This is a genomic window from Bacteroides sp. f07, assembly GCF_042854785.1.
Taxonomy (GTDB): Bacteria; Bacteroidota; Bacteroidia; order Bacteroidales; family Bacteroidaceae; genus Bacteroides.
In genome coordinates this window covers 1,185,184-1,206,286 of sequence record NZ_BAABXI010000001.1, presented here as the reverse complement: position 1 = coordinate 1,206,286, position 21,103 = coordinate 1,185,184, and the positions used below count along the sequence as shown (strand labels likewise).

18 protein-coding genes are annotated in these 21,103 nt (G+C 44.9%); 17 read left to right on the top strand and 1 reads right to left on the bottom strand.

What is annotated here, in order from left to right:
• The first annotated feature begins 29 nt into the window (after positions 1-29).
• The 12 genes from ACGHVY_RS04785 to rpiB all read left to right on the top strand — a co-directional run bounded on the left by ACGHVY_RS04785 (position 30) and on the right by rpiB (position 18,098).
• Complete coding sequence (locus ACGHVY_RS04785) at positions 30-1,805, top strand: bacterial Ig-like domain-containing protein (protein WP_390597497.1); 1,776 nt, start codon at positions 30-32, stop codon at positions 1,803-1,805.
• A gap of 45 nt (positions 1,806-1,850) precedes the next feature.
• Complete coding sequence (locus ACGHVY_RS04780; RefSeq protein ID WP_390597495.1) at positions 1,851-3,779, top strand: arabinan endo-1,5-alpha-L-arabinosidase; 1,929 nt, start codon at positions 1,851-1,853, stop codon at positions 3,777-3,779.
• A 171-nt stretch (positions 3,780-3,950) separates the two neighbouring features.
• Positions 3,951-5,090: an aldose epimerase family protein gene (locus ACGHVY_RS04775; protein WP_390597493.1), complete on the top strand. Its 1,140-nt coding sequence runs from the start codon at positions 3,951-3,953 to the stop codon at positions 5,088-5,090.
• Positions 5,091-5,115: 25 nt separating this feature from the next.
• Positions 5,116-6,813: a sodium:solute symporter gene (locus tag ACGHVY_RS04770; RefSeq protein WP_390597491.1), complete on the top strand. Its 1,698-nt coding sequence runs from the start codon at positions 5,116-5,118 to the stop codon at positions 6,811-6,813.
• Positions 6,814-6,841: 28 nt separating this feature from the next.
• Complete coding sequence (locus tag ACGHVY_RS04765; protein ID WP_390597489.1) at positions 6,842-7,519, top strand: NrtR DNA-binding winged helix domain-containing protein; 678 nt, start codon at positions 6,842-6,844, stop codon at positions 7,517-7,519.
• Positions 7,520-7,524: 5 nt separating this feature from the next.
• Complete coding sequence (locus tag ACGHVY_RS04760; RefSeq protein WP_390597487.1) at positions 7,525-8,208, top strand: L-ribulose-5-phosphate 4-epimerase; 684 nt, start codon at positions 7,525-7,527, stop codon at positions 8,206-8,208.
• Positions 8,209-8,245: 37 nt separating this feature from the next.
• Positions 8,246-9,772, top strand: coding sequence for an L-arabinose isomerase (gene araA / locus ACGHVY_RS04755; RefSeq protein ID WP_390597485.1), 1,527 nt, complete (start codon positions 8,246-8,248; stop codon positions 9,770-9,772).
• Positions 9,773-9,794: 22 nt separating this feature from the next.
• A complete protein-coding gene (locus ACGHVY_RS04750; RefSeq protein ID WP_390597483.1) occupies positions 9,795-11,393 on the top strand; it encodes a xylulokinase in 1,599 nt (532 codons plus the stop codon).
• Positions 11,394-11,503: 110 nt separating this feature from the next.
• Positions 11,504-13,906 (top strand): beta-L-arabinofuranosidase domain-containing protein, encoded by a 2,403-nt coding sequence (locus ACGHVY_RS04745; protein WP_390599649.1) that lies wholly within the window; start codon positions 11,504-11,506, stop codon positions 13,904-13,906.
• A gap of 61 nt (positions 13,907-13,967) precedes the next feature.
• Entirely contained in the window at positions 13,968-15,512 is a 1,545-nt protein-coding gene (locus ACGHVY_RS04740; RefSeq protein ID WP_390597482.1) for an alpha-N-arabinofuranosidase, read from the top strand.
• A gap of 142 nt (positions 15,513-15,654) precedes the next feature.
• Positions 15,655-17,664, top strand: a complete 2,010-nt coding sequence (locus tag ACGHVY_RS04735) for a transketolase (RefSeq protein WP_308747119.1) — start codon at positions 15,655-15,657, stop codon at positions 17,662-17,664.
• Complete coding sequence (gene rpiB / locus ACGHVY_RS04730; RefSeq protein ID WP_308747120.1) at positions 17,664-18,098, top strand: ribose 5-phosphate isomerase B; 435 nt, start codon at positions 17,664-17,666, stop codon at positions 18,096-18,098. Before ACGHVY_RS04735 ends, rpiB begins: the two co-directional genes overlap by 1 nt.
• A gap of 70 nt (positions 18,099-18,168) precedes the next feature.
• On the opposite strand, the gene ACGHVY_RS04725 is transcribed toward rpiB, so the two are convergent.
• A complete protein-coding gene (locus ACGHVY_RS04725; RefSeq protein WP_390597479.1) occupies positions 18,169-18,648 on the bottom strand; it encodes a DUF456 domain-containing protein in 480 nt (159 codons plus the stop codon).
• A 242-nt stretch (positions 18,649-18,890) separates the two neighbouring features.
• Between ACGHVY_RS04725 and ACGHVY_RS04720 the strand changes: the two genes are divergently transcribed.
• The 5 genes from ACGHVY_RS04720 (at position 18,891) to ACGHVY_RS04700 (ending at position 21,098) form a co-directional block, all read left to right on the top strand.
• Complete coding sequence (locus tag ACGHVY_RS04720) at positions 18,891-19,328, top strand: DUF6078 family protein (RefSeq protein WP_390597477.1); 438 nt, start codon at positions 18,891-18,893, stop codon at positions 19,326-19,328.
• Between the two features lie 324 nt (positions 19,329-19,652).
• Positions 19,653-19,835 (top strand): DUF3791 domain-containing protein, encoded by a 183-nt coding sequence (locus ACGHVY_RS04715; protein ID WP_390597475.1) that lies wholly within the window; start codon positions 19,653-19,655, stop codon positions 19,833-19,835.
• 28 nt (positions 19,836-19,863) lie between these two features.
• Positions 19,864-20,217, top strand: a complete 354-nt coding sequence (locus ACGHVY_RS04710; protein ID WP_390597473.1) for a DUF3990 domain-containing protein — start codon at positions 19,864-19,866, stop codon at positions 20,215-20,217.
• Positions 20,210-20,428, top strand: a complete 219-nt coding sequence (locus ACGHVY_RS04705; RefSeq protein WP_390597471.1) for a hypothetical protein — start codon at positions 20,210-20,212, stop codon at positions 20,426-20,428. The genes ACGHVY_RS04710 and ACGHVY_RS04705 overlap by 8 nt, the downstream gene beginning before the upstream one ends.
• A 49-nt stretch (positions 20,429-20,477) precedes the next feature.
• Positions 20,478-21,098, top strand: coding sequence for an immunoglobulin-like domain-containing protein (locus ACGHVY_RS04700; protein ID WP_390597469.1), 621 nt, complete (start codon positions 20,478-20,480; stop codon positions 21,096-21,098).
• Positions 21,099-21,103 lie beyond the last annotated feature (5 nt).

The following is a 21,103-nucleotide window of genomic DNA, read 5'->3' as shown; positions in this document are numbered from 1 at the left end:
CAACCCATTACCTATTAAAAATTAAGACAATGAGATTACTAAAAAAAATAGCATACGCTTGCTATTCCGTAACCTTTGGGTTACTGGCATTGACAGGCTGTACGGATGGCGAACTTTATGACGTAAACGCCCCCGACTGGATTTCCGATAAGATACAGGAAATTGAAGATTCGAAGAAACAACCGGAAGAGGAGGTGCTTGAGGGCATGCAAGAAGATGTGTACACCATCGGAAATACAGATTTCACCTCCGGTTGGTGGGCTGCTTTCTCCAAGTATTACGTGGTACCCGATGGCGAAAAGTGGAATGCGGTGTTCAACCTCCACATCAACCCGGCCGATAACACGTATTACAAAAACTTTGTCCTTGTAATCACCAACGATGCAGATCGTGGAGGTACAGGATACATTGAATACGGAGCCATCCGCTTTGACTTCGCAGCAGCCCTCAATTCCGAGTGGGGCGATTATATCGATAGGCAATACATCTCGAGTACGTTAATTTTCAGTCCCGACGAAAGCAACATAGATGCCAATGTACAGAAATTGGGCGGTAAGGTGACACTTACCATAGATCGCACCAGCGAAAGTGCTTTCACCGTAAAGATAACCAACAGCGAGGTGACTAAAACTTACAAGCAACCATACAAGGAAGAAAATCTAAACGCTGATGCAAGCAACGCCAATATCCGCTGCTTCTTGGTTACCGAAGGCTCTTACATCGACTTCTTGCAAACCAACATCGTCCCTATTGGAGGCCTTACATCTGCCCTAGACAAGAATCCGGTATCAATGGTACTGCAGGACGTACCCGCTCAAGTCAACATAGGTACTCCGCTCGAAGAGACCATGGCCAATGTCTCGGCCATCGTCACCTTTGAAGAGGGAGTGACCAAGACTATACCGGCCGCCGAACTCTCTATCTCTGCCATCCCCGATATGGAGCAACCGGGCGTGAAAACCCTTGTGGCCATCTACAACAAGACCTTTAAGGGTGAGAATTGCGACAAGCCGATTATGGCCAATACTACTTTTGAAGCAGTGGAACAGATTGCATCCATCGAGGTGACTACCCCACCCTTGCACACACAATACTTTTATTACACCTCGGCAGCCACCGAGAATTTGGCGAACCGGACGATGGCCTTCGACCCAACAGGTATGGTAGTTACGGCAACTTACACCGACCAAAGTACAAGAATCATTGACAACGCGAGACTCAGCTTCTCTTCCGTTTCTGCAAAGACCGGCACTCAGACCGTTACCATTACTGCCGGAGAAGAAGTCACCACAACAGTAGAGATTACTGTCTCCGAATCTACAGTTTCTGAAGTGAGAAACACAGCCAACATGGTAGGAGCCGAAGATAACTCAACGGGCTTCCACGGAGCCTCCTCAGACATATTCAACGTACCTGTGGGCAAGACAAAATACATCGCCTTCACTAACTACAGCGATTTGGCTGACAACTGGAACAACTTCCTTGTTTTTCTCCATAAAAGCATAACCACTGACGAATACGCATTTGTTCGCGCCGACAACTTCGGATTGGGCAACGGATATGCCGCCTGCGTTAATGGCGGAACACAAGGCGACTGGAGCACTTGGCTTTCCGGTATGAATGGAGCCAAAGTCACGGTTTACGTAACCAATTGCGGCAATAGCACCGCCGACATTCAGGCAGTGATGGTAGGGACCAAAGGCACAACCTCTACCCAGTATTATTTGGGTATCAATACCATAGACCCCAATGACCTATGCTTTACATTATCTGTCGAGAAAGCTCATCTCGTCTTCAATGAATAAGAACAACTATTATTTTCTTTATCATTTCAAAAACTTACCAATCAAATGAAAAAACTAACATTTTTCTTAATATCCTTGCCGGCGGTCTTTGCTTTTGTAGCTTGCTCCGATGGGCTGGACAATATAGAATACAATAGAAACAGCGATATAGCCATAGCCACTCCCGAAGTAACTGCAACCACAGGCACCTCGCTGGCTGTCACTTCTTTGGTTACCGGTAATCTGAATAACGTAGTCAAGAAGGGCTTTTGCTACAGTGTCAATGCCCCAAAACCAACCATCAAAGACAACATAGTGGACGCCGATGAGAATTTCAGCGCCACGATTTCCGGCTTGACGGGCAATACCTCTTACTATATCCGTGCTTATGTCTACGGTAACAGCCGTTATACCTACTCGGATGTGCTCACGGCAACAACAGAAAGCCAAAGCCTTGACGAACAACTCAAAAACTACGTGGCACCCACCTATGAAGACAACTATGTGGGAATAGCTACCTGGAACCAACGCAATAAATGGAACCTGGCCAACGTTCATGACCCCACAGTGATGAAAGCGGATGACGGATATTATTATATGTATCAAACAGACGCCTCCTATGGAAATGCACATAACGGAAACGGGCACTTCCACGCACGTCGTTCCAAGGACCTGGTCAACTGGGAATACCTCGGAGCAACCATGAGCGAAACTCCCCCGGCATGGATTAAAGAAAAACTAAACGCATATAGACAGGAAATGGGTTTAGAACCGATTGACAATCCTTCTTACGGATATTGGGCACCAGTGGCACGAAAAGTATCCGCAGGCAAGTATCGTATGTATTACTCTATCGTTATAACCAACTATATCAAAACCGGTAAGCCGGAAATTGAAAACAATGGAAACTTCGACAATTCATGGACAGAACGTGCCTTTATCGGATTAATGGAAACTTCCGACCCGGCAAGCAATATATGGGAGGATAAAGGTTATGTAGTATGTTCTGCCAGTGACAAAGGAATGACGGATTACGGACGTAGCAGTACGGGTGATTGGAATGCATATTTCAAAATCAATGCAATCGACCCTACCTATATTATAACTACCAATAATGAACATTGGTTGATCTATGGTTCATGGCATAGTGGTATCGCTGCTTTACAACTAAATCTGGAAGATGGCAAGCCACTAAATGCTTTAGGCAAACCCTGGAATATTACGGGAGATGATAACTCCGGCTATGGAAAAATCATAGCCAAACGTGGTAGCAGCCGCTGGCAAGCATCTGAAGGACCGGAAATTATTTATTGCAACGGTTATTATTATCTTTTCCTGGCTTATGGCACATTATCCGTAGAATACAACACACGTGTTTGCCGCTCTGCCAACATTGACGGACCTTACGTAGATATAGACGGAAACTCTGCCATGGGTAACAGCGAGCTATATCCGATACTGACTGCCCCTTACAAGTTCAATAATAGCTACGGTTGGGTAGGTATCTCTCACTGTGGTATATTCGATGATGGAGAAGGCAATTGGTACTATACCTCTCAAGGACGTTTCCCTGTGAATGTAGGTGGCAATGAACACTCAAACGCCATCATGATGGGACATGTCCGCAGTATCCGTTGGGATGCCAATGGTTGGCCTCTCGTTATGCCCGAAAGATACGGAGCAGTGCCACAAGTACCTATCACAGAAGCCGAAATAGCAGGAGATTGGGAACATTTAGCATTAACAACCAATACAAGCGACCAAAGAACTTCTGAGACAATGACTTATGACCTCAGTACTCATAAAATAACTTCCGGTAGCTGGAAAAGTGCCACATGGACATTTGATGAAGCTACCCAAACAATAACCACAAGCGCCGGAGTCGTACTTTACCTGCAACGTGAAGTAGACTGGGAAGCAACTCCCAGGACACATACCATCGTTTACGCTGCCCACGGTACACAAAAGACTTATTGGGGAAAGAAAATCCAATAAACGCTCATTGATAATCTTCAAGAAACTGCTTCCGGAATTTTGATACCCAGAAGCAGTTTTTTTCTCTTTTATGCTGCATAACATATAAGAGTGTATTTGATACACCGAACTAAAGTGTTACTTTTACACCCAAATTAAAGTAAGCATCTCATTTACATTAAAAATAAAACCATGAAAAAACATTTTCTACTTGCAGGAATTGCAGCACTGATGCTGTCAGCATGCAATAAAAAGCCGGCTTCCGAGCTGACTTTATCCGGTCTTGACCCGGTGAATTTTCAAACAGAAGTGAACAATGCCCAAACGAATCTTTATACATTAAAGAATAAGGCAGGCATGGAAGTATGCATCACTAACTTCGGGGGACGCATCGTGTCTGTCATGGTGCCGGACAAGAACGGAAAGATGCAGGATGTAGTTTTAGGTTTTGACAGCATTGCTGATTATATTAATGTACCAAGCGATTTTGGCGCTTCTATCGGACGTTATGCCAACCGTATCAACCAGGGACGTTTTGTCTTAGACGGTGACACTATCCAATTGCCGCAAAACAACTTCGGTCACTGTCTGCACGGCGGTCCGAAAGGCTGGCAATACCAGGTTTATGAAGCCAGTCTTATTGACCCGATGACATTGGAGCTGACTCGTATTTCACCGGATGGTGACGAAAACTTCCCGGGCAATGTAACTGCAAAAGTGACTTACCAACTGACCGAAGACAACGCTATCGACATCAAATATAGCGCTACTACCGATAAAAAGACGATTATCAACATGACCAACCACTCTTACTTCAACCTGGCAGGTAATCCGTCGCAAGCTTCAACTGATAATATCATGTATGTAAACGCAGACTACTATACTCCTGTAGACAGCACCTTTATGACAACAGGCGAGATAGCCTCGGTAAAAGACACTCCGATGGACTTCACTACTCCGAAAGCTGTAGGACAGGAAATCAACAACTACGATTTCGTCCAGTTGAAAAACGGAAACGGATATGACCATAACTGGGTACTGAACACGAAAGGCGACATTTCCCAGGTAGCAGCCAAACTGACTTCTCCAGAAAGCGGCATTACCCTGGAAGTCTATACCAACGAACCGGGTATCCAGGTTTACACAGGCAACTTCCTCGACGGAACCGTAACCGGAAAGAAAGGTATCATCTACAACCAACGTGCTTCCGTATGTCTGGAAACACAGCACTATCCCGACAGTCCTAACAAGGCAGACTGGCCTTCAGTAGTTCTGGAACCGGGACAAACATACAACAGCGAATGTATTTTCAAATTCTCAGTAGAGAAATAATATTAACTCATAAATCATATTTATTGTGGAAGCATTAGATTGGCTAGTAATTGGGGTCTTCTTTTTGGCTCTAATCGGTATTATCGTCTGGGTAGTCAGACAAAAACAAAATGACTCGGCAGATTATTTCTTAGGCGGACGCGACGCGACATGGCTCGCAATCGGCGCCTCTATCTTCGCATCAAATATCGGTTCCGAACACTTAATCGGACTGGCGGGAGCCGGAGCATCCAGTGGTATGGCTATGGCACACTGGGAAATTCAGGGATGGATGATTTTGATTTTGGGATGGGTATTCGTTCCTTTCTATACACGAAGCATGGTATATACGATGCCTGAATTCCTGGAACGCCGTTATAATCCTCAGTCACGTACAATCCTGTCGGTTATTTCTTTGGTAAGTTATGTATTGACAAAGGTAGCTGTTACCGTATATGCCGGCGGTCTGGTATTCCAGCAGGTATTCGGCATCAAAGAACTTTGGGGTATTGATTTCTTCTGGATTGCAGCAATCGGACTGGTTCTTCTGACTGCACTTTATACGATCTTCGGTGGTATGAAATCAGTATTGTACACTTCTGTGCTACAAACTCCTATCCTTCTGTTAGGTTCACTTATCATCCTTGTGCTTGGTTTCAAAGAACTGGGTGGATGGGACGAAATGATGAGAATTTGCGGAGCCGTAACGGTCAATGATTATGGTGATTCAATGACTAACCTCATTCGTAACAATGATGACCCGAACTTCCCCTGGTTGGGTGCTTTGATTGGCTCCGCCATTATCGGTTTCTGGTACTGGTGTACTGACCAGTTTATCGTACAACGTGTACTTTCCGGAAAGAATGAAAAGGAAGCCCGCCGTGGTACTATCTTTGGCGCTTACCTGAAACTGTTGCCTGTATTCCTGTTCCTGATTCCGGGTATGATTGCATTTGCTTTACATCAGAAATATATCGGTGCAGGTGGTGAAGGTTTTCTACCAATGCTCGCAGACGGAACGACCGCAAATGCTGATGCCGCTTTCCCGACATTAGTAGCGAAATTACTTCCTGCCGGTGTGAAAGGTCTGGTGGTGTGTGGTATTCTTGCCGCTTTGATGAGTTCTTTGGCTTCTTTATTCAATTCATCTGCCATGTTGTTTACTATCGACTTCTACAAACGTTTCAAACCGGAAACTCCGGAAAAGAAACTGGTAGGTATCGGTCAGATTGCAACTATCGTTATCGTTATCCTGGGTATCCTCTGGATTCCTATCATGCGTAGCGTGGGTGATGTCCTTTATACATATTTGCAGGACGTTCAGTCTGTATTGGCTCCGGGTATTGCCGCTGCCTTCTTGCTGGGTATCTGTTGGAAACGTACTTCCGCCCAAGGTGGTATGTGGGGATTGATATCCGGTATGGTAATCGGCTTGACCCGTCTCGGTGCTAAAGTATATTATAGCAATGCCGGCGAAGTAGCAGATTCTACATTCAAATATTTGTTCTACGATATGAACTGGTTGTTCTTCTGTGGATGGATGTTCCTGTTCTGTATCATCGTAGTAATCGTAGTTAGCCTGGCAACAGAAGCCCCGACGACCGAAAAAATCCAGGGACTGGTATTCGGTACGGCTACCAAAGAACAAAAAGCGGCTACACGTGCAAGCTGGAATCACTGGGATATTATCCATACAGTTATTATCCTGGCTATCACAGGTGCATTCTACTGGTATTTCTGGTAATTAAATAAAAACTCATATTAACAAAACAATGAATAACTATTATAGCTCGAATCCTACTTTCTATCTTGGTATCGACTGTATCATCTTCGGTTTTAACGAAGGCGAATTAAGCCTGTTATTGCTGAAAAGGAATTTCGAACCGGCAATGGGCGAATGGTCACTAATGGGCGGTTTTGTACAAAACGGCGAAAGCGTAGACGATGCCGCCAAACGTGTACTGACGGAACTTACAGGATTGGAAAACGTGTATATGGAACAAGTGGGAACCTTCGGGGCGGTCGACCGCGACCCGGGAGAACGGGTAATCTCTGTTGCATACTACGCATTAATCAATATTGATAAATACGACCGGAAACTGGTAAAGAAGCACAATGCTTACTGGGTGAATATTAATGAACTTCCCCAATTGATTTTCGACCATCCTGTGATGGTAGAAAAAGCACGGGAATTAATGAAACAGAAAGCATCTTCCGAACCTATCGGTTTCAATTTATTGCCGAAACTCTTCACGTTGTCCCAATTGCAAAGCCTATATGAAGCCATTTACGGCGAGGAGATGGACAAGCGGAATTTCCGTAAGCGTGTTGCCGGAATGGATTATATAGAAAAGACGGACAAAATAGATAAGCTGTGTTCCAAACGCGGTGCAGCCCTGTATAAGTATAACAGCAAGGTTTACCAAAAGGACCCGAAATTTAAATTATAATCAATATGCTGGAAGAACTGAAAGAAAAAGTATTTCATGCCAATCTCGAATTGGTAAAGCATGGATTAGTCATCTTTACCTGGGGGAATGTTTCTGCCATCGACCGCGAAAGCGGTCTGGTAGTAATCAAGCCCAGTGGTGTAAGTTATGATAATATGAAAGCTGAAGATATGGTAGTAGTGGATTTGGAAGGCAAAGTCGTCGAAGGACGGCTGAAGCCTTCCTCAGATACTCCTACTCATGCAGTGCTCTACAAAGCATTTCCGGAAATCGGAGGAGTGGTGCACACTCATTCTACCTATGCGACAGCTTGGGCGCAAGCCGGATGTGATATTCCGAATATCGGAACCACTCATGCGGATTATTTCCATGACGCCATTCCCTGCACGGCAGACATGACGGAAGCGGAAGTGAAAGGCGCCTACGAACTGGAAACCGGAAACGTGATTGTGAAACGTTTCGAAGGATTGAATCCCGTACATACACCAGGAGTTCTGGTAAAGAACCACGGACCTTTTTCCTGGGGAAAGGACGCTCACGACGCAGTGCACAATGCCGTAGTAATGGAGCAGGTAGCCAAGATGGCAAGCATTGCTTATGCCGTCAACCCGAATTTGACAATGAACCCGTTGCTGGTGGAAAAACATTTCAGCCGCAAGCATGGCCCGAACGCTTATTACGGACAATAAATAATTAAAGATTAACAACTTAAAATTGAATAAAGATATGAACGCATTTGACCAATATGAAGTATGGTTCGTAACAGGAGCACAGCTTCTGTACGGAGGTGACGCAGTAATCGCAGTAGACGCACACTCTAATGAAATGGTAAACGGACTGAATGAATCCGGCAAACTTCCTGTAAAAGTGGTATATAAGGGAACAGCCAACTCTTCCAAAGAGGTGGAAACTGTTTTCAAAGCTGCTAACAACGATGACAAATGTATCGGTGTCATCACTTGGATGCATACTTTCTCTCCTGCCAAAATGTGGATTCACGGTCTGCAACAACTGAAAAAACCGTTGTTGCACCTGCACACCCAGTTCAACAAGGAAATTCCCTGGGATACAATGGACATGGATTTCATGAACCTTAACCAGTCTGCTCATGGCGACCGTGAATTCGGGCACATCTGTACCCGTATGCGTATCCGTCGCAAAGTAGTGGTAGGTTACTGGAAAGAAGAAGAAACACAGCATAAGATTGCCGTTTGGATGCGTGTTTGCGCTGGTTGGGCAGACTCTCAGGATATGCTGATTATCCGTTTCGGCGACCAGATGAACAACGTAGCCGTAACCGATGGTGACAAAGTGGAAGCTGAACAACGCATGGGTTATCACGTAGACTACTGTCCGGTAAGCGAACTGATGGAATATCACAAAGAAATCAAGAATGAAGAGGTAGATGCACTGGTGGCTACTTACTTCAAGGAATACGACCACGATTCTTCTTTGGAAGACAAATCGACCGAAGCTTATCAAAAAGTATGGAACGCGGCTAAAGCAGAACTTGCCATCCGTGCCATTCTGAAAGCTAAAGGCGCTAAAGGATTCACTACCAACTTCGATGATTTGGGCGATATCGAATACAACGGCTTTGACCAGATTCCGGGATTAGCTTCCCAACGCCTGATGGCGGAAGGCTACGGATTCGGCGCTGAAGGTGACTGGAAATCGGCTGCTCTTTACCGTACTGTATGGGTAATGAACCAGGGACTTCCGAAAGGCTGCTCATTCCTTGAAGATTATACACTGAACTTCGACGGTGCCAACAGTTCTATCCTGCAATCACACATGTTGGAAATTTGCCCGCTTATCGCTGCCAACAAACCTCGTCTGGAAGTACACTTCCTCGGTATTGGTATTCGTAAGAGTCAGACTGCACGTCTTGTATTTACCTCAAAAGTTGGTACAGGCTGCACCGCTACGGTAGTAGATATGGGTAACCGTTTCCGCCTGATTGTAAACGATGTAGAATGCATCGAGCCGAAACCGCTGCCAAAACTGCCGGTTGCTTCCGCTCTTTGGATTCCGATGCCTAACCTTGAAGTAGGTGCAGGTGCATGGATTCTGGCAGGTGGTACTCACCACTCTTGCTTCTCTTACGACCTGACAGCCGAATACTGGGAAGATTATGCGGAAATTGCAGGCATCGAAATGGTACATATCAACAAAGATACTACTATCAGTTGCTTCAAGAAAGAACTGCGCATGAACGAGGTGTATTACATGCTGAATAAGGCGCTTTGCTAAACCTTAAAATATTGATTTCAATATGAAATTAGATGCAAAATCAACAATCGAGACAGGCAAAGCCATTCTGGGTATAGAACTCGGTTCAACACGAATAAAAGCAGTCCTGATTGACCAGGAAAACAAGCCAATCGCTCAAGGCAGCCACACATGGGAAAACCAATTGGTAGACGGGCTTTGGACTTATAGCATTGAAGCTATCTGGTCAGGCTTGCAAGATTGCTATGCCGACCTACGTTCCAACATAAAGAACTTATACGGTGACGTGGAAATCGAGAACCTGGCAGCTATCGGTGTCAGCGCCATGATGCACGGTTATATGCCGTTCAATGAAAAAGAAGAAATCCTCGTGCCTTTCCGCACTTGGAGAAACACTAATACAGGTCGAGCAGCGGCAGCCTTGTCCGAACTATTTGTCTACAACATTCCTCTGAGGTGGAGTATTTCACATTTGTATCAAGCTATTTTGGACAATGAGGCGCATGTCAAAGACATCAAATTCCTAACAACCCTTGCAGGTTATGTGCATTGGCAGATAACAGGTGAAAAAGTGTTGGGCATCGGCGACGCATCGGGTATGCTCCCCATAGACTCGGTTACCAACAACTATTCCGCAGAAATGGTGGCAAAGTTCGACAATCTCGTTGCTCCAAAGGAATACGGCTGGAAGCTGGAAGACATTCTGCCTAAAGTATTATCGGCAGGTGAAAATGCCGGTATTCTCACGCAGGAAGGAAGTAAGAAACTCGACGTTTCGGGTCATCTGAAAGCAGGAATACCGGTCTGCCCGCCGGAAGGAGACGCAGGAACCGGCATGGTTGCAACCAATGCCGTCAAACAGCGTACCGGAAACGTATCGGCAGGTACTTCCTCATTCTCTATGATTGTGTTGGAGAAAGAATTATCGAAGCCGTACGAAATGATTGACATGGTTACTACTCCAGACGGAAGCCCCGTTGCCATGGTACATTGCAATAACTGTACGTCCGACCTCAACGCGTGGGTTAATCTGTTCAAAGAATACCAGGAACTTTTGGGCATCCCTGTAAATATGGATGAAATCTACAGCAAGCTCTACAACATTGCCCTCACAGGTGATGCCGACTGCGGTGGCCTTCTCTCCTACAATTACATCTCCGGTGAACCTGTAACGGGTATTGCTGACGGAAGACCGCTATTCGTACGTTCGGCTAATGACAAGTTCAGCCTGGCAAACTTTATGCGGACTCATTTATACGCCTCAGTCGGAGTTCTTAAGATTGGCAACGACATTCTGTTCAACGAAGAGAAAGTCAAAGTTGACAGAATTACAGGACACGGCGGATTATTCAAGACCAAAGGAGTAGGTCAGAGAGTGCTTGCAGCAGCTATCAACTCACCTATTTCCGTAATGGAAACAGCAGGTGAAGGTGGCGCCTGGGGTATTGCCCTGTTAGGCTCTTACCTCGTGAACAATGAAAAGAAACAATCCCTTGCCGATTTTCTGGACGAAAATGTATTTGTAGGTGACGCCGGTGTAGAAACATCTCCCGTGCCCGAAGATGTAGCCGGTTTTAACGCATACATTGAAAACTACAAAGCCGGATTGCCAATTGAGGAAGCGGCAGCTAAATTCAAATAAGCCACATCATGGGGCTTATTCGCTCCTTTCTCAATCATCATTTTAAGTATTCACATAAACTATCCCCATCCCCTCTCCGCTTGGAGAGGGACAAGGGGAAATCTACCATCATGAAAACCACCTCGTTCATACTTGTCCTTATTCTATCCGTTTCATTGGGAAAAGCACAAAATCGGCAACAAGTTTCCTACTTTCCCTTACAGGATGTGAAGCTGCTGGACAGTCCTTTTCTGCAAGCACAACAGACTGATTTACATTATATATTATCAATGAATCCCGATCGCCTGCTCGCCCCTTTCCTTCGTGAAGCAGGACTGACTCCCAAAGCTCCGAGCTACACCAATTGGGAAAATACAGGACTGGACGGGCACATCGGTGGACATTATTTATCCGCACTCTCCATGATGTATGCTGCGACCGGAGACACCGCAGTCTACAACTGTCTCAACTATATGCTAAATGAGCTCCATCGTGCACAACAAGCTGTCGGAACAGGATTTATCGGCGGCACTCCGGGCAGTCTCCAACTTTGGAAAGAAATTAAAGCGGGAAATATCCGTGCCGGTGGTTTCGACCTTAACGGCAAATGGGTGCCTCTCTATAACATACACAAGACTTATGCCGGACTGCGGGACGCTTATCTTTATGCAGAAAGCGACCTCGCCCGACAAATGCTGGTGGATTTTACCGATTGGATGATTGATATCACTTCCAGTCTGAGTGACAAGCAAATGCAGGACATGCTTCGCAGCGAACATGGCGGTTTGAATGAGACTTTCGCTGATGTGGCCGAAATCACAGGCGACAAGAAGTATCTGGAACTGGCACGCCGTTTCTCTCACAAGCTTATCTTAGACCCACTTATCAAAGAGGAAGATAAGTTGACGGGAATGCACGCCAACACACAGATTCCGAAAGTAATCGGCTACAAGCGAATTGCCGAACTTTCACAAGATGACAAGAATTGGAACCATGCTACAGAATGGGATCATGCCGCCCGCTTTTTCTGGAACACGGTAGTCAATCACCGTTCTGTCTGCATTGGAGGAAATAGCGTCCGCGAACATTTCCATCCATCGGATAACTTCACGTCCATGCTAAACGACATTCAAGGACCGGAGACCTGTAATACTTACAACATGCTCCGTCTTACTAAAATGCTTTATCAAAACTCTCACAATTCCAATCATACGAACGAGCCTGCTCCCAACTACGTAAACTATTACGAACGTGCGCTTTACAATCATATCCTAGCGTCACAAGAGCCGGATAAAGGTGGATTTGTCTACTTCACTCCTATGCGTCCGGGACACTATCGTGTGTACTCACAACCGGAAACATCAATGTGGTGCTGTGTAGGTTCAGGCTTGGAGAATCATACCAAATACGGTGAATTTATCTATGCACATCAGAAAGACACGCTCTATGTCAATCTCTTCATCCCCTCACAACTGATCTGGAAAGAGCAAGGTATTACTTTGACACAGGCAACCCGTTTCCCTGATGACGGCAAGGTAACTTTACGGATAGATGAAGCCCTTAAAAAAAAATGTACTTTAATGATACGTATTCCAGAATGGGCGAACCAATCCAAAGGATATAGCGTCAGCATCAATGGAAGAAGAAAAATATTTGTTATGCTAAAAGGTAACCAGTATCTTCCTCTCCACCGTAAATGGAAGAAAGGAGACCTAATAACCTTTAATCTGCCAATGAAAGTCAGCCTTGAACAGATACCCGACAAGAAAGACTATTACGCTTTCTTATACGGCCCTATCGTCCTTGCGGCTTCTACGGGTACCGGACATCTCGACGGTTTGTACGCAGACGACAGCCGTGGCGGACACATCGCCCATGACAAACAGATACCTTTACAGAAAGTGCCGATGTTGATTGGAAATCCCGAATCAATCCGTAATTCCCTTCACAAAAAGGACGGTAACCAGTTAACATTCACCTTCGACGGGAACGTATATCCTACACAAAACAAAGCATTGGAACTTGTCCCGTTCTTCCGTTTGCACAATACCCGCTACGCTATTTACTTCCGTCAGGCAAACGAAGAGCAATTCAAAGCCATCCAGAAAGAAATGGCAACAGCCGAAAGAAAAGCAACAGAACTAGCGAACCAAACCGTCGATCTGATTTTCCCCGGTGAACAGCAACCGGAATCCGACCACGGAATCCAATACGAGCAGGCAGAAACCGGTACAAACAAAGACCGCCATTTCCGCCGTGCCAAAAGTTGGTTCAGCTATAACCTGAAAGTAAAAGAAGAAGCAAGCCAGATTAGAATTACAATACAGAAGAATGACCGTAACAAAGTAGCCATTCTATTAAATAATGATAAACTGGCAGTCAATCCTACCATAAGCGAAGCAGATAAAGACGGATTTATTACCCTCTCCTGGCTTCTGCCACAAAAACTGAAAGCTGGAAGTTGCCCGATATGCTTCACCCCTGACGGGACAGAGTGGACGCCCGCCATTTATGAGGTACGCCTGCTCAAATAATCAACGTTTATCATCACCGGAAATCAAACATCTATATAATCATTTAAACAAATACCATTTTATGAAAGCAAAACTATTAGTCAGCACAGCCTTTTTGGCAGCGTCGGTATCTCTTTCCGCACAGAAGAGTGCTACCATCACCGTACATGCCGAGCAAGGCAAAGAAATCATCCCGAAAGAAATCTACGGCCAGTTTGCCGAACACCTGGGTTCATGTATCTACGGTGGGCTTTGGGTAGGCGAAAATTCGGACATACCTAATATCAAAGGATACCGCACGGACGTATTCAATGCATTAAAAGACTTGGCAGTCCCCGTTCTCCGCTGGCCGGGCGGTTGCTTTGCTGACGAATATCATTGGATGGACGGCATCGGCCCGAAAGAGAACCGTCCGAAGATGGTTAACAATAACTGGGGCGGAACAATCGAAGACAACAGCTTTGGTACACATGAGTTCCTGGATCTTTGCGAAATGCTGGGCTGCGAGCCTTATGTAAGTGGAAATGTAGGCAGCGGTACGGTAGAAGAACTTGCCAAATGGGTAGAATACATGACATCGGACGGCGACTCTCCAATGGCGAATCTCCGTCGCAAGAACGGTCGTGACAAAGCATGGAAAGTAAAATATCTCGGTGTAGGGAATGAAAGCTGGGGATGCGGTGGCAGCATGCGTCCGGAATACTATGCAGACCTCTATCGCCGTTATTCTACCTATTGCCGCAACTATGACGGCAACCGCCTGTTTAAAGTTGCCAGCGGTGCCAGTGACTACGATTACAACTGGACAGATGTATTGATGAACCGTGTAGGACATCGCATGCAAGGTCTTTCCCTGCATTACTATACAGTGACGGGATGGAGCGGGAGCAAAACATCTGCAACCCGGTTCAATAAGGACGATTATTACTGGACAATGGGCAAATGCCTTGAAGTGGAAGACGTACTCAAGAAACATTGCGCCATCATGGACAAGTACGACAAGGACAAGAAAATCGCCCTCTTGCTTGACGAATGGGGAACCTGGTGGGATGAAGAGCCGGGAACCATCAAAGGGCATTTATATCAGCAGAACACACTGCGTGACGCTTTCGTAGCTTCATTGAGCCTTGACGTATTCCACAAATACACCGACCGCCTGAAAATGGCAAACATCGCACAGATAGTCAACGTACTCCAATCCATGATTCTGACGAAAGACAAAGAGATGGTGCTCACTCCTACTTATTACGTCTTCAAAATGTACAAAGTACACCAGGATGCCACTTATCTTCCAATCGAACTGGACTGCGAAAAAAAGAATGTACGCGACAACCGCACCGTACCTATGGTGAGCGTAACCGCATCGAAAGACAAAAACGAAACGATTCATATTTCCCTCTCGAATGTGAACGCTGACGAAGCACAGGAAATAACCGTCAACCTGGGAGATACAAAAGCGAAAAAAGCTGTCGGAGAAATCCTTACCTCTGCCAAACTGACCGATTACAATTCTTTTGAAAATCCTGATATTGTAAAACCGGTACCCTTCAAAGAGGTAAAAATCAATAAAGGCACAATGAAGGTAAAACTTCCTGCTAAGTCTATTGTTACTTTAGAGTTACAGTAATTCAAGGGCTGTTACTTATTGTACCACAAACAAGAAGACTGTTAAAATGGTAATAAAAAAGATGGCACTTTTGGATTGTTAAATCCACATAAAGAGTTATCTTTGCCAGCAATCTGACAGAAATCAATTAAATTTTAATGATATGAACGATAACAAACTTATGAATCGTGCAGCGGATAACATCCGTATTCTTGCTGCTTCAATGGTTGAAAAAGCCAATTCCGGTCATCCGGGTGGTGCCATGGGTGGTGCTGATTTTGTTAATGTACTCTTCTCTGAGTTTCTAGTATACGATCCGGAAAATCCCCGTTGGGAAGGACGCGACCGCTTTTTCCTCGACCCGGGTCATATGTCTCCGATGCTTTATTCCACGCTGGCATTGACAGGAAAATTCACTCTGGATGAACTGAAAGAATTCCGTCAATGGGGTAGCCCTACTCCGGGACACCCTGAAGTAGACATCATGCGTGGTATCGAAAACACTTCCGGTCCGCTGGGACAGGGACATACTTTCGCCGTAGGTGCCGCTATTGCCGCCAAATTCCTGAAAGCCCGCTTCAACGAAGTGATGAACCAGACAATCTATGCTTACATCTCCGACGGTGGTATTCAGGAAGAAATCTCCCAAGGTTCCGGACGTATTGCCGGCGCACTGGGACTGGACAATCTGATTATGTTCTATGACTCCAACGACATTCAGCTTTCCACTGAAACGAAAGATGTAACCGTTGAAGACACAGCCATGAAATATGAAGCATGGGGATGGAAAGTAATCAGTATCAACGGTAACGACCCTGACGAAATCCGTGCGGCTATCAAGGAAGCACAGGCAGAAAAAGAACGTCCGACACTGATTATCGGTAAGACCGTAATGGGCAAAGGCGCACGCAAGGCAGACGGCAGCAGCTACGAAGCCAACTGCGCTACTCACGGTGCTCCGCTCGGTGGCGACGCTTATGTAAATACAATCAACAACTTGGGCGGTGACCCTACCAACCCGTTCGTAATCTTCCCGGAAGTAGCCGAACTGTACGCAAAACGTGCAGAAGAACTGAAGAAAATCGTAGCTGAAAGATACGCAGTGAAAGCCGCATGGGCAAAAGCTAATCCGGAACTGGCTGCCAAACTGGAAGCTTTCTTCTCAGGCAAAGCTCCGAAAGTGGACTGGGCTGCTATCGAACAGAAAGCAGGCAGCGCAACCCGCGCCGCATCCGCAACCGTATTAGGCGCACTTGCTACCCAGGTAGAAAACATGATTGTCGCTTCTGCCGACCTTTCTAACTCCGACAAGACCGACGGCTTCCTGAAGAAAACCCATTCTTTCAAGAAAGGTGATTTCAGCGGAGCATTCTTCCAGGCTGGTGTATCCGAGTTGTCGATGGCTTGTATCTGTATCGGTATGTCACTTCACGGTGGTGTTATCGCTGCCTGCGGTACATTCTTCGTATTCTCCGACTATATGAAACCAGCCGTACGTATGGCTGCCTTGATGGAACAACCCGTAAAATTCATCTGGACGCACGATGCATTCCGTGTAGGTGAAGACGGTCCTACTCACGAACCGGTAGAACAGGAAGCACAAATCCGCTTGATGGAGAAACTGAAAAACCATAAGGGCCACAATTCTATGTTAGTGCTTCGTCCGGCTGACGTGGAAGAAACAACCATCGCATGGAAACTTGCCATGGAAAATATGTCCACTCCGACCGGTTTGATTTTCTCCCGTCAGAATATCGCCAACCTTCCGGCAGGAACCGATTACGAACAGGCAGCCAAAGGTGCTTATATCGTAGCAGGTTCTGACGAAAACCCCGATGTTATTCTGGTAGCTTCCGGTTCTGAAGTCTCTACTTTGGTAGCCGGCACAGAATTGCTTCGCAAGGATGGCGTAAAGGTACGTATCGTATCTGCTCCGTCCGAAGGTCTGTTCCGCAGCCAGTCTAAGGAATATCAGGAAGCAGTTCTTCCGTCAGACGCAAAAATCTTCGGTATGACTGCCGGCTTGCCTGTCACTCTTCAAGGTTTGGTAGGTTGCCACGGTAAAGTTTGGGGATTGGAATCTTTCGGTTTCTCCGCTCCTTACAAAGTGTTGGACGAGAAACTTGGATTCACTGCTGAGAACGTGTATAACCAAGTAAAAGCAATGCTCTAATGAAAACAATCGGATTAGCATGCGACCATGCCGGCTTTGAACTGAAAGAATATGTTCGCGGCTGGTTGGAAGCAAAAGGCTGGGCTTATAAAGACTTCGGAACAGACTCTACCGCAAGCGTAGACTATCCGGACTATGCCCATCCGCTAGCCCTCGCAGTGGAATCGGGTGAGTGTTATCCCGGTATCGCTATCTGCGGCAGCGGAAACGGAATCAATATGACGTTGAACAAGCATCAGGGAATTCGTGCCGCACTCTGCTGGAACGCAGAAATCGCACACTTGGCTCGTCAGCACAATGACGCCAATATTCTGGTGATGCCGGGCCGTTTTATCAGTACTGAAGAAGCGGACATGATTCTGACAGAGTTCTTCTCTACAGAGTTTGAAGGCGGACGCCATCAGAACCGTATTGATAAGATTCCGGTAAAATAGCCTGAAGATAAATCAAACAGATATAAAGCTGTTCTTCTTTTTGAAGGGCAGCTTTATTTTTATACCTGTTTCACCGGACAAGCCCGACTATAAACTGATAACAGAAATAACCGCAGACAACAAACTTCAGCAAAGTGCCGAGAATGAATCCGAGCAATGAACCGAACCCGGATTTTAGTGCCTGGGAAAACTCCTTATTTCCCAATAATTCACCAATCACGGCACCGAGAAAGGGACCGACAATAATTCCCCAAGGCAAGAAAAGAAGCCCGACCAACGTTCCGATGATGCATCCCCAATTTCCCCATTTACTACCGCCGCTATATTTACTTCCCAACATTGGAGTGAAATAATCCAATACCTGCAATACAGCTACAATCAATAACCATACGATTAATTGCGTCGTACTATATTGTACTTTATCCGTCAAATGCAGAAAAACCAATCCCAAGTAAGCAATAGGTGGTCCCGGAAGAAACGGAAGAATACAACCTGCCAATCCGGCTATCAGACAAAGGGCACTTATCACAATCAAAACAATATCCAGCATAGTCTATACATTTTAATATCTGCACAAAAGTACAGTATCTTTCAGTAAATACAAGCTAACATCGAGAATTATTTCGCCCCCTTCACCTTTCACCGTTTCATGTATCACTCTATCAGTAAACGGTTTATGGTGAAGGTTCTCCCCCTTCACTCATCCCTTCACCGTTTTTTCTTTTCCAAACCGTACCTTTGAAATATAAAAACCGTACCTTTGTCAATTATGTATATATTATACAATATAAAATGAACGACAACAAATTAAAAAACAAATCAGTCCCTTTCAACTACGCCCGCTGCTACAACGAGCAATGTCCGAAAGCTTGTAACTGCCTTCGTCGGGTGGCTGCACTTCTCACTACCGCTGATACTTCCTACATCAGCATTGTAAACCCTATGTGTATTCCGGCAACCGGCATTGACTGCCCCCACTTCCAAACCGCAGAAAAGATGCATGTGGCATGGGGTATCAGCCATCTGCTGGACAAAGTACCTTATAAGGACGGAACAAACATCAAACAACTATTGATTGGACATTTCGGAAAAACGCTTTACTATCGCTTTTATCGCAAAGAACGTTTCCTCAGCCCTACAGACCAAAACTACATCCGCCAGCTTTTTCGCCGGAAAGGTATCACCGAAGAACCGATCTTCGACAGCTACACGGATGAGTATAATTGGTAAAGCTGCGTTCTAACTAGTTTCTAGCCTACTGAAACTTTTTGTTTCAAGCGCTAGAAACTAAAAGTTTCATACGGTGAAACACTTCGTTTCACACCGAGAAACAAAGTGTTTCACACCGGGAAACGATTCGTTTCAGTAAATGAAACAAAAAATGGAACTAGTTGAAAGCGGAAGAACTCCGGTGAAGGGATAGGTGAAGCTTAGTCCTTCACCCGCTATCACCGATGAACAAAGCGATACAGAAGATGTTGAAGAGGTGAAGGGTATATCTTCATAAAGATATTTAGCTGATAATTTCAATAAATAAACTATATTTGTAAAACGATGAATAAGGAAATGACAAAGAAAGAATTGGATATTGTCTATTTTATTTCATTCTGTATAGAACAATACAAAGTACATATCTCAGCTTCGGGTGCTGAGGTTATGGACTTATTCGACAAGTATGGAGTAACGGAATACTTATTTGAGAATTTTGAGGTACTACATACGGAAAGTCACGTATGAACAAGCAGAATTATGGGTAAAAAGACGTATGCTATCATCTCAAGCAAAAACAGGATATATCAATATCTACGAGCTAAACGAAAGTTCTGTATCTGAAATAGATGTACTGTGGTTCGATGAGCCGACAGAAGAATGGGTCGATTTTGTCATGTCCAACCGTACCCTTATAGATTTCACACATAATCACGACCTCGTATATGGTCCGGTTGCCAATGACAGGGTTTACGCGGCATTCGCCCTATACGAAAGCGGTTTTTTAGAAAAAGAGGGACTTATCAAGAAATTGAAAACTTACAGGCTAGTAAACCAAATGTTATTCCATACCGATAGGTCATTGCAGTATCTAAAATATATTGAATCAAAAGGAATTGCTTATGAATAGAGAAATAACCAATAAAAACCTGCATTTACTGATACCCGGAAAGGTCAGCCTTTTTACCAAGATTTATGTAGAAAAGCAACAGGGCACTCCGTTGGAAGCACTTCGACGTTTTTATCGGTCGAATACTTACAAAGAACTGGAACAGGAAAAAACCAAGCTATGGCATTACGGCCCGGTAGCTCTTTATGAGGAATTTGGAGAAAAAAAGTGAAGCATACATTTCACATTGCTATTAAAGCTATTAACTAAATCCATTTACCATGAAATATTTATTGGTATTATTTCTTACCATTTTATATTCCTGTCACTCTACTACTTCTAAGAAAGAACAGGATAATGAAGCCGATAGTATCCGCTCACAAAAGGTGGAAATCGAAACAGAAATGAAAAAAGACTCTGTATGTCTTGAAAGAATCCCCGAAAATTCAAAAGAACAAATACAAACAAAAACTACTGTATTGCAACCTGTTCCACGTGATATCCCCATAGGAGAAAAAATAAGCTCCGCCTTGCTTTCCATGCAAACGGAATATGATTGTTATCCGTTATCGACAACCAAAATAAAAGTTACCATTACTAACTACTCGCATGCTGAATATGAATGTGGAGAAAGTTACAGCCTTGCGTACTATGACAAAAGAAAGGAACAATGGGAAGCACTACCGACCAATCCCATCATCAATGACATATTATGGTTGATTCCGTCCGGACATTCCCATCAACAGACAATCACACTTTATACATCTGAAATATCCAATTGCCCCGGAAAATATCGCATTTACAAAACATTCAACAGAGGTACTAAAGTGGCTTATGCGGAATTTGAGCTTGCGGACGGAGGGAAGGACGTTAATATCATGAATAAAAATAGAAGTAAATGAAAACT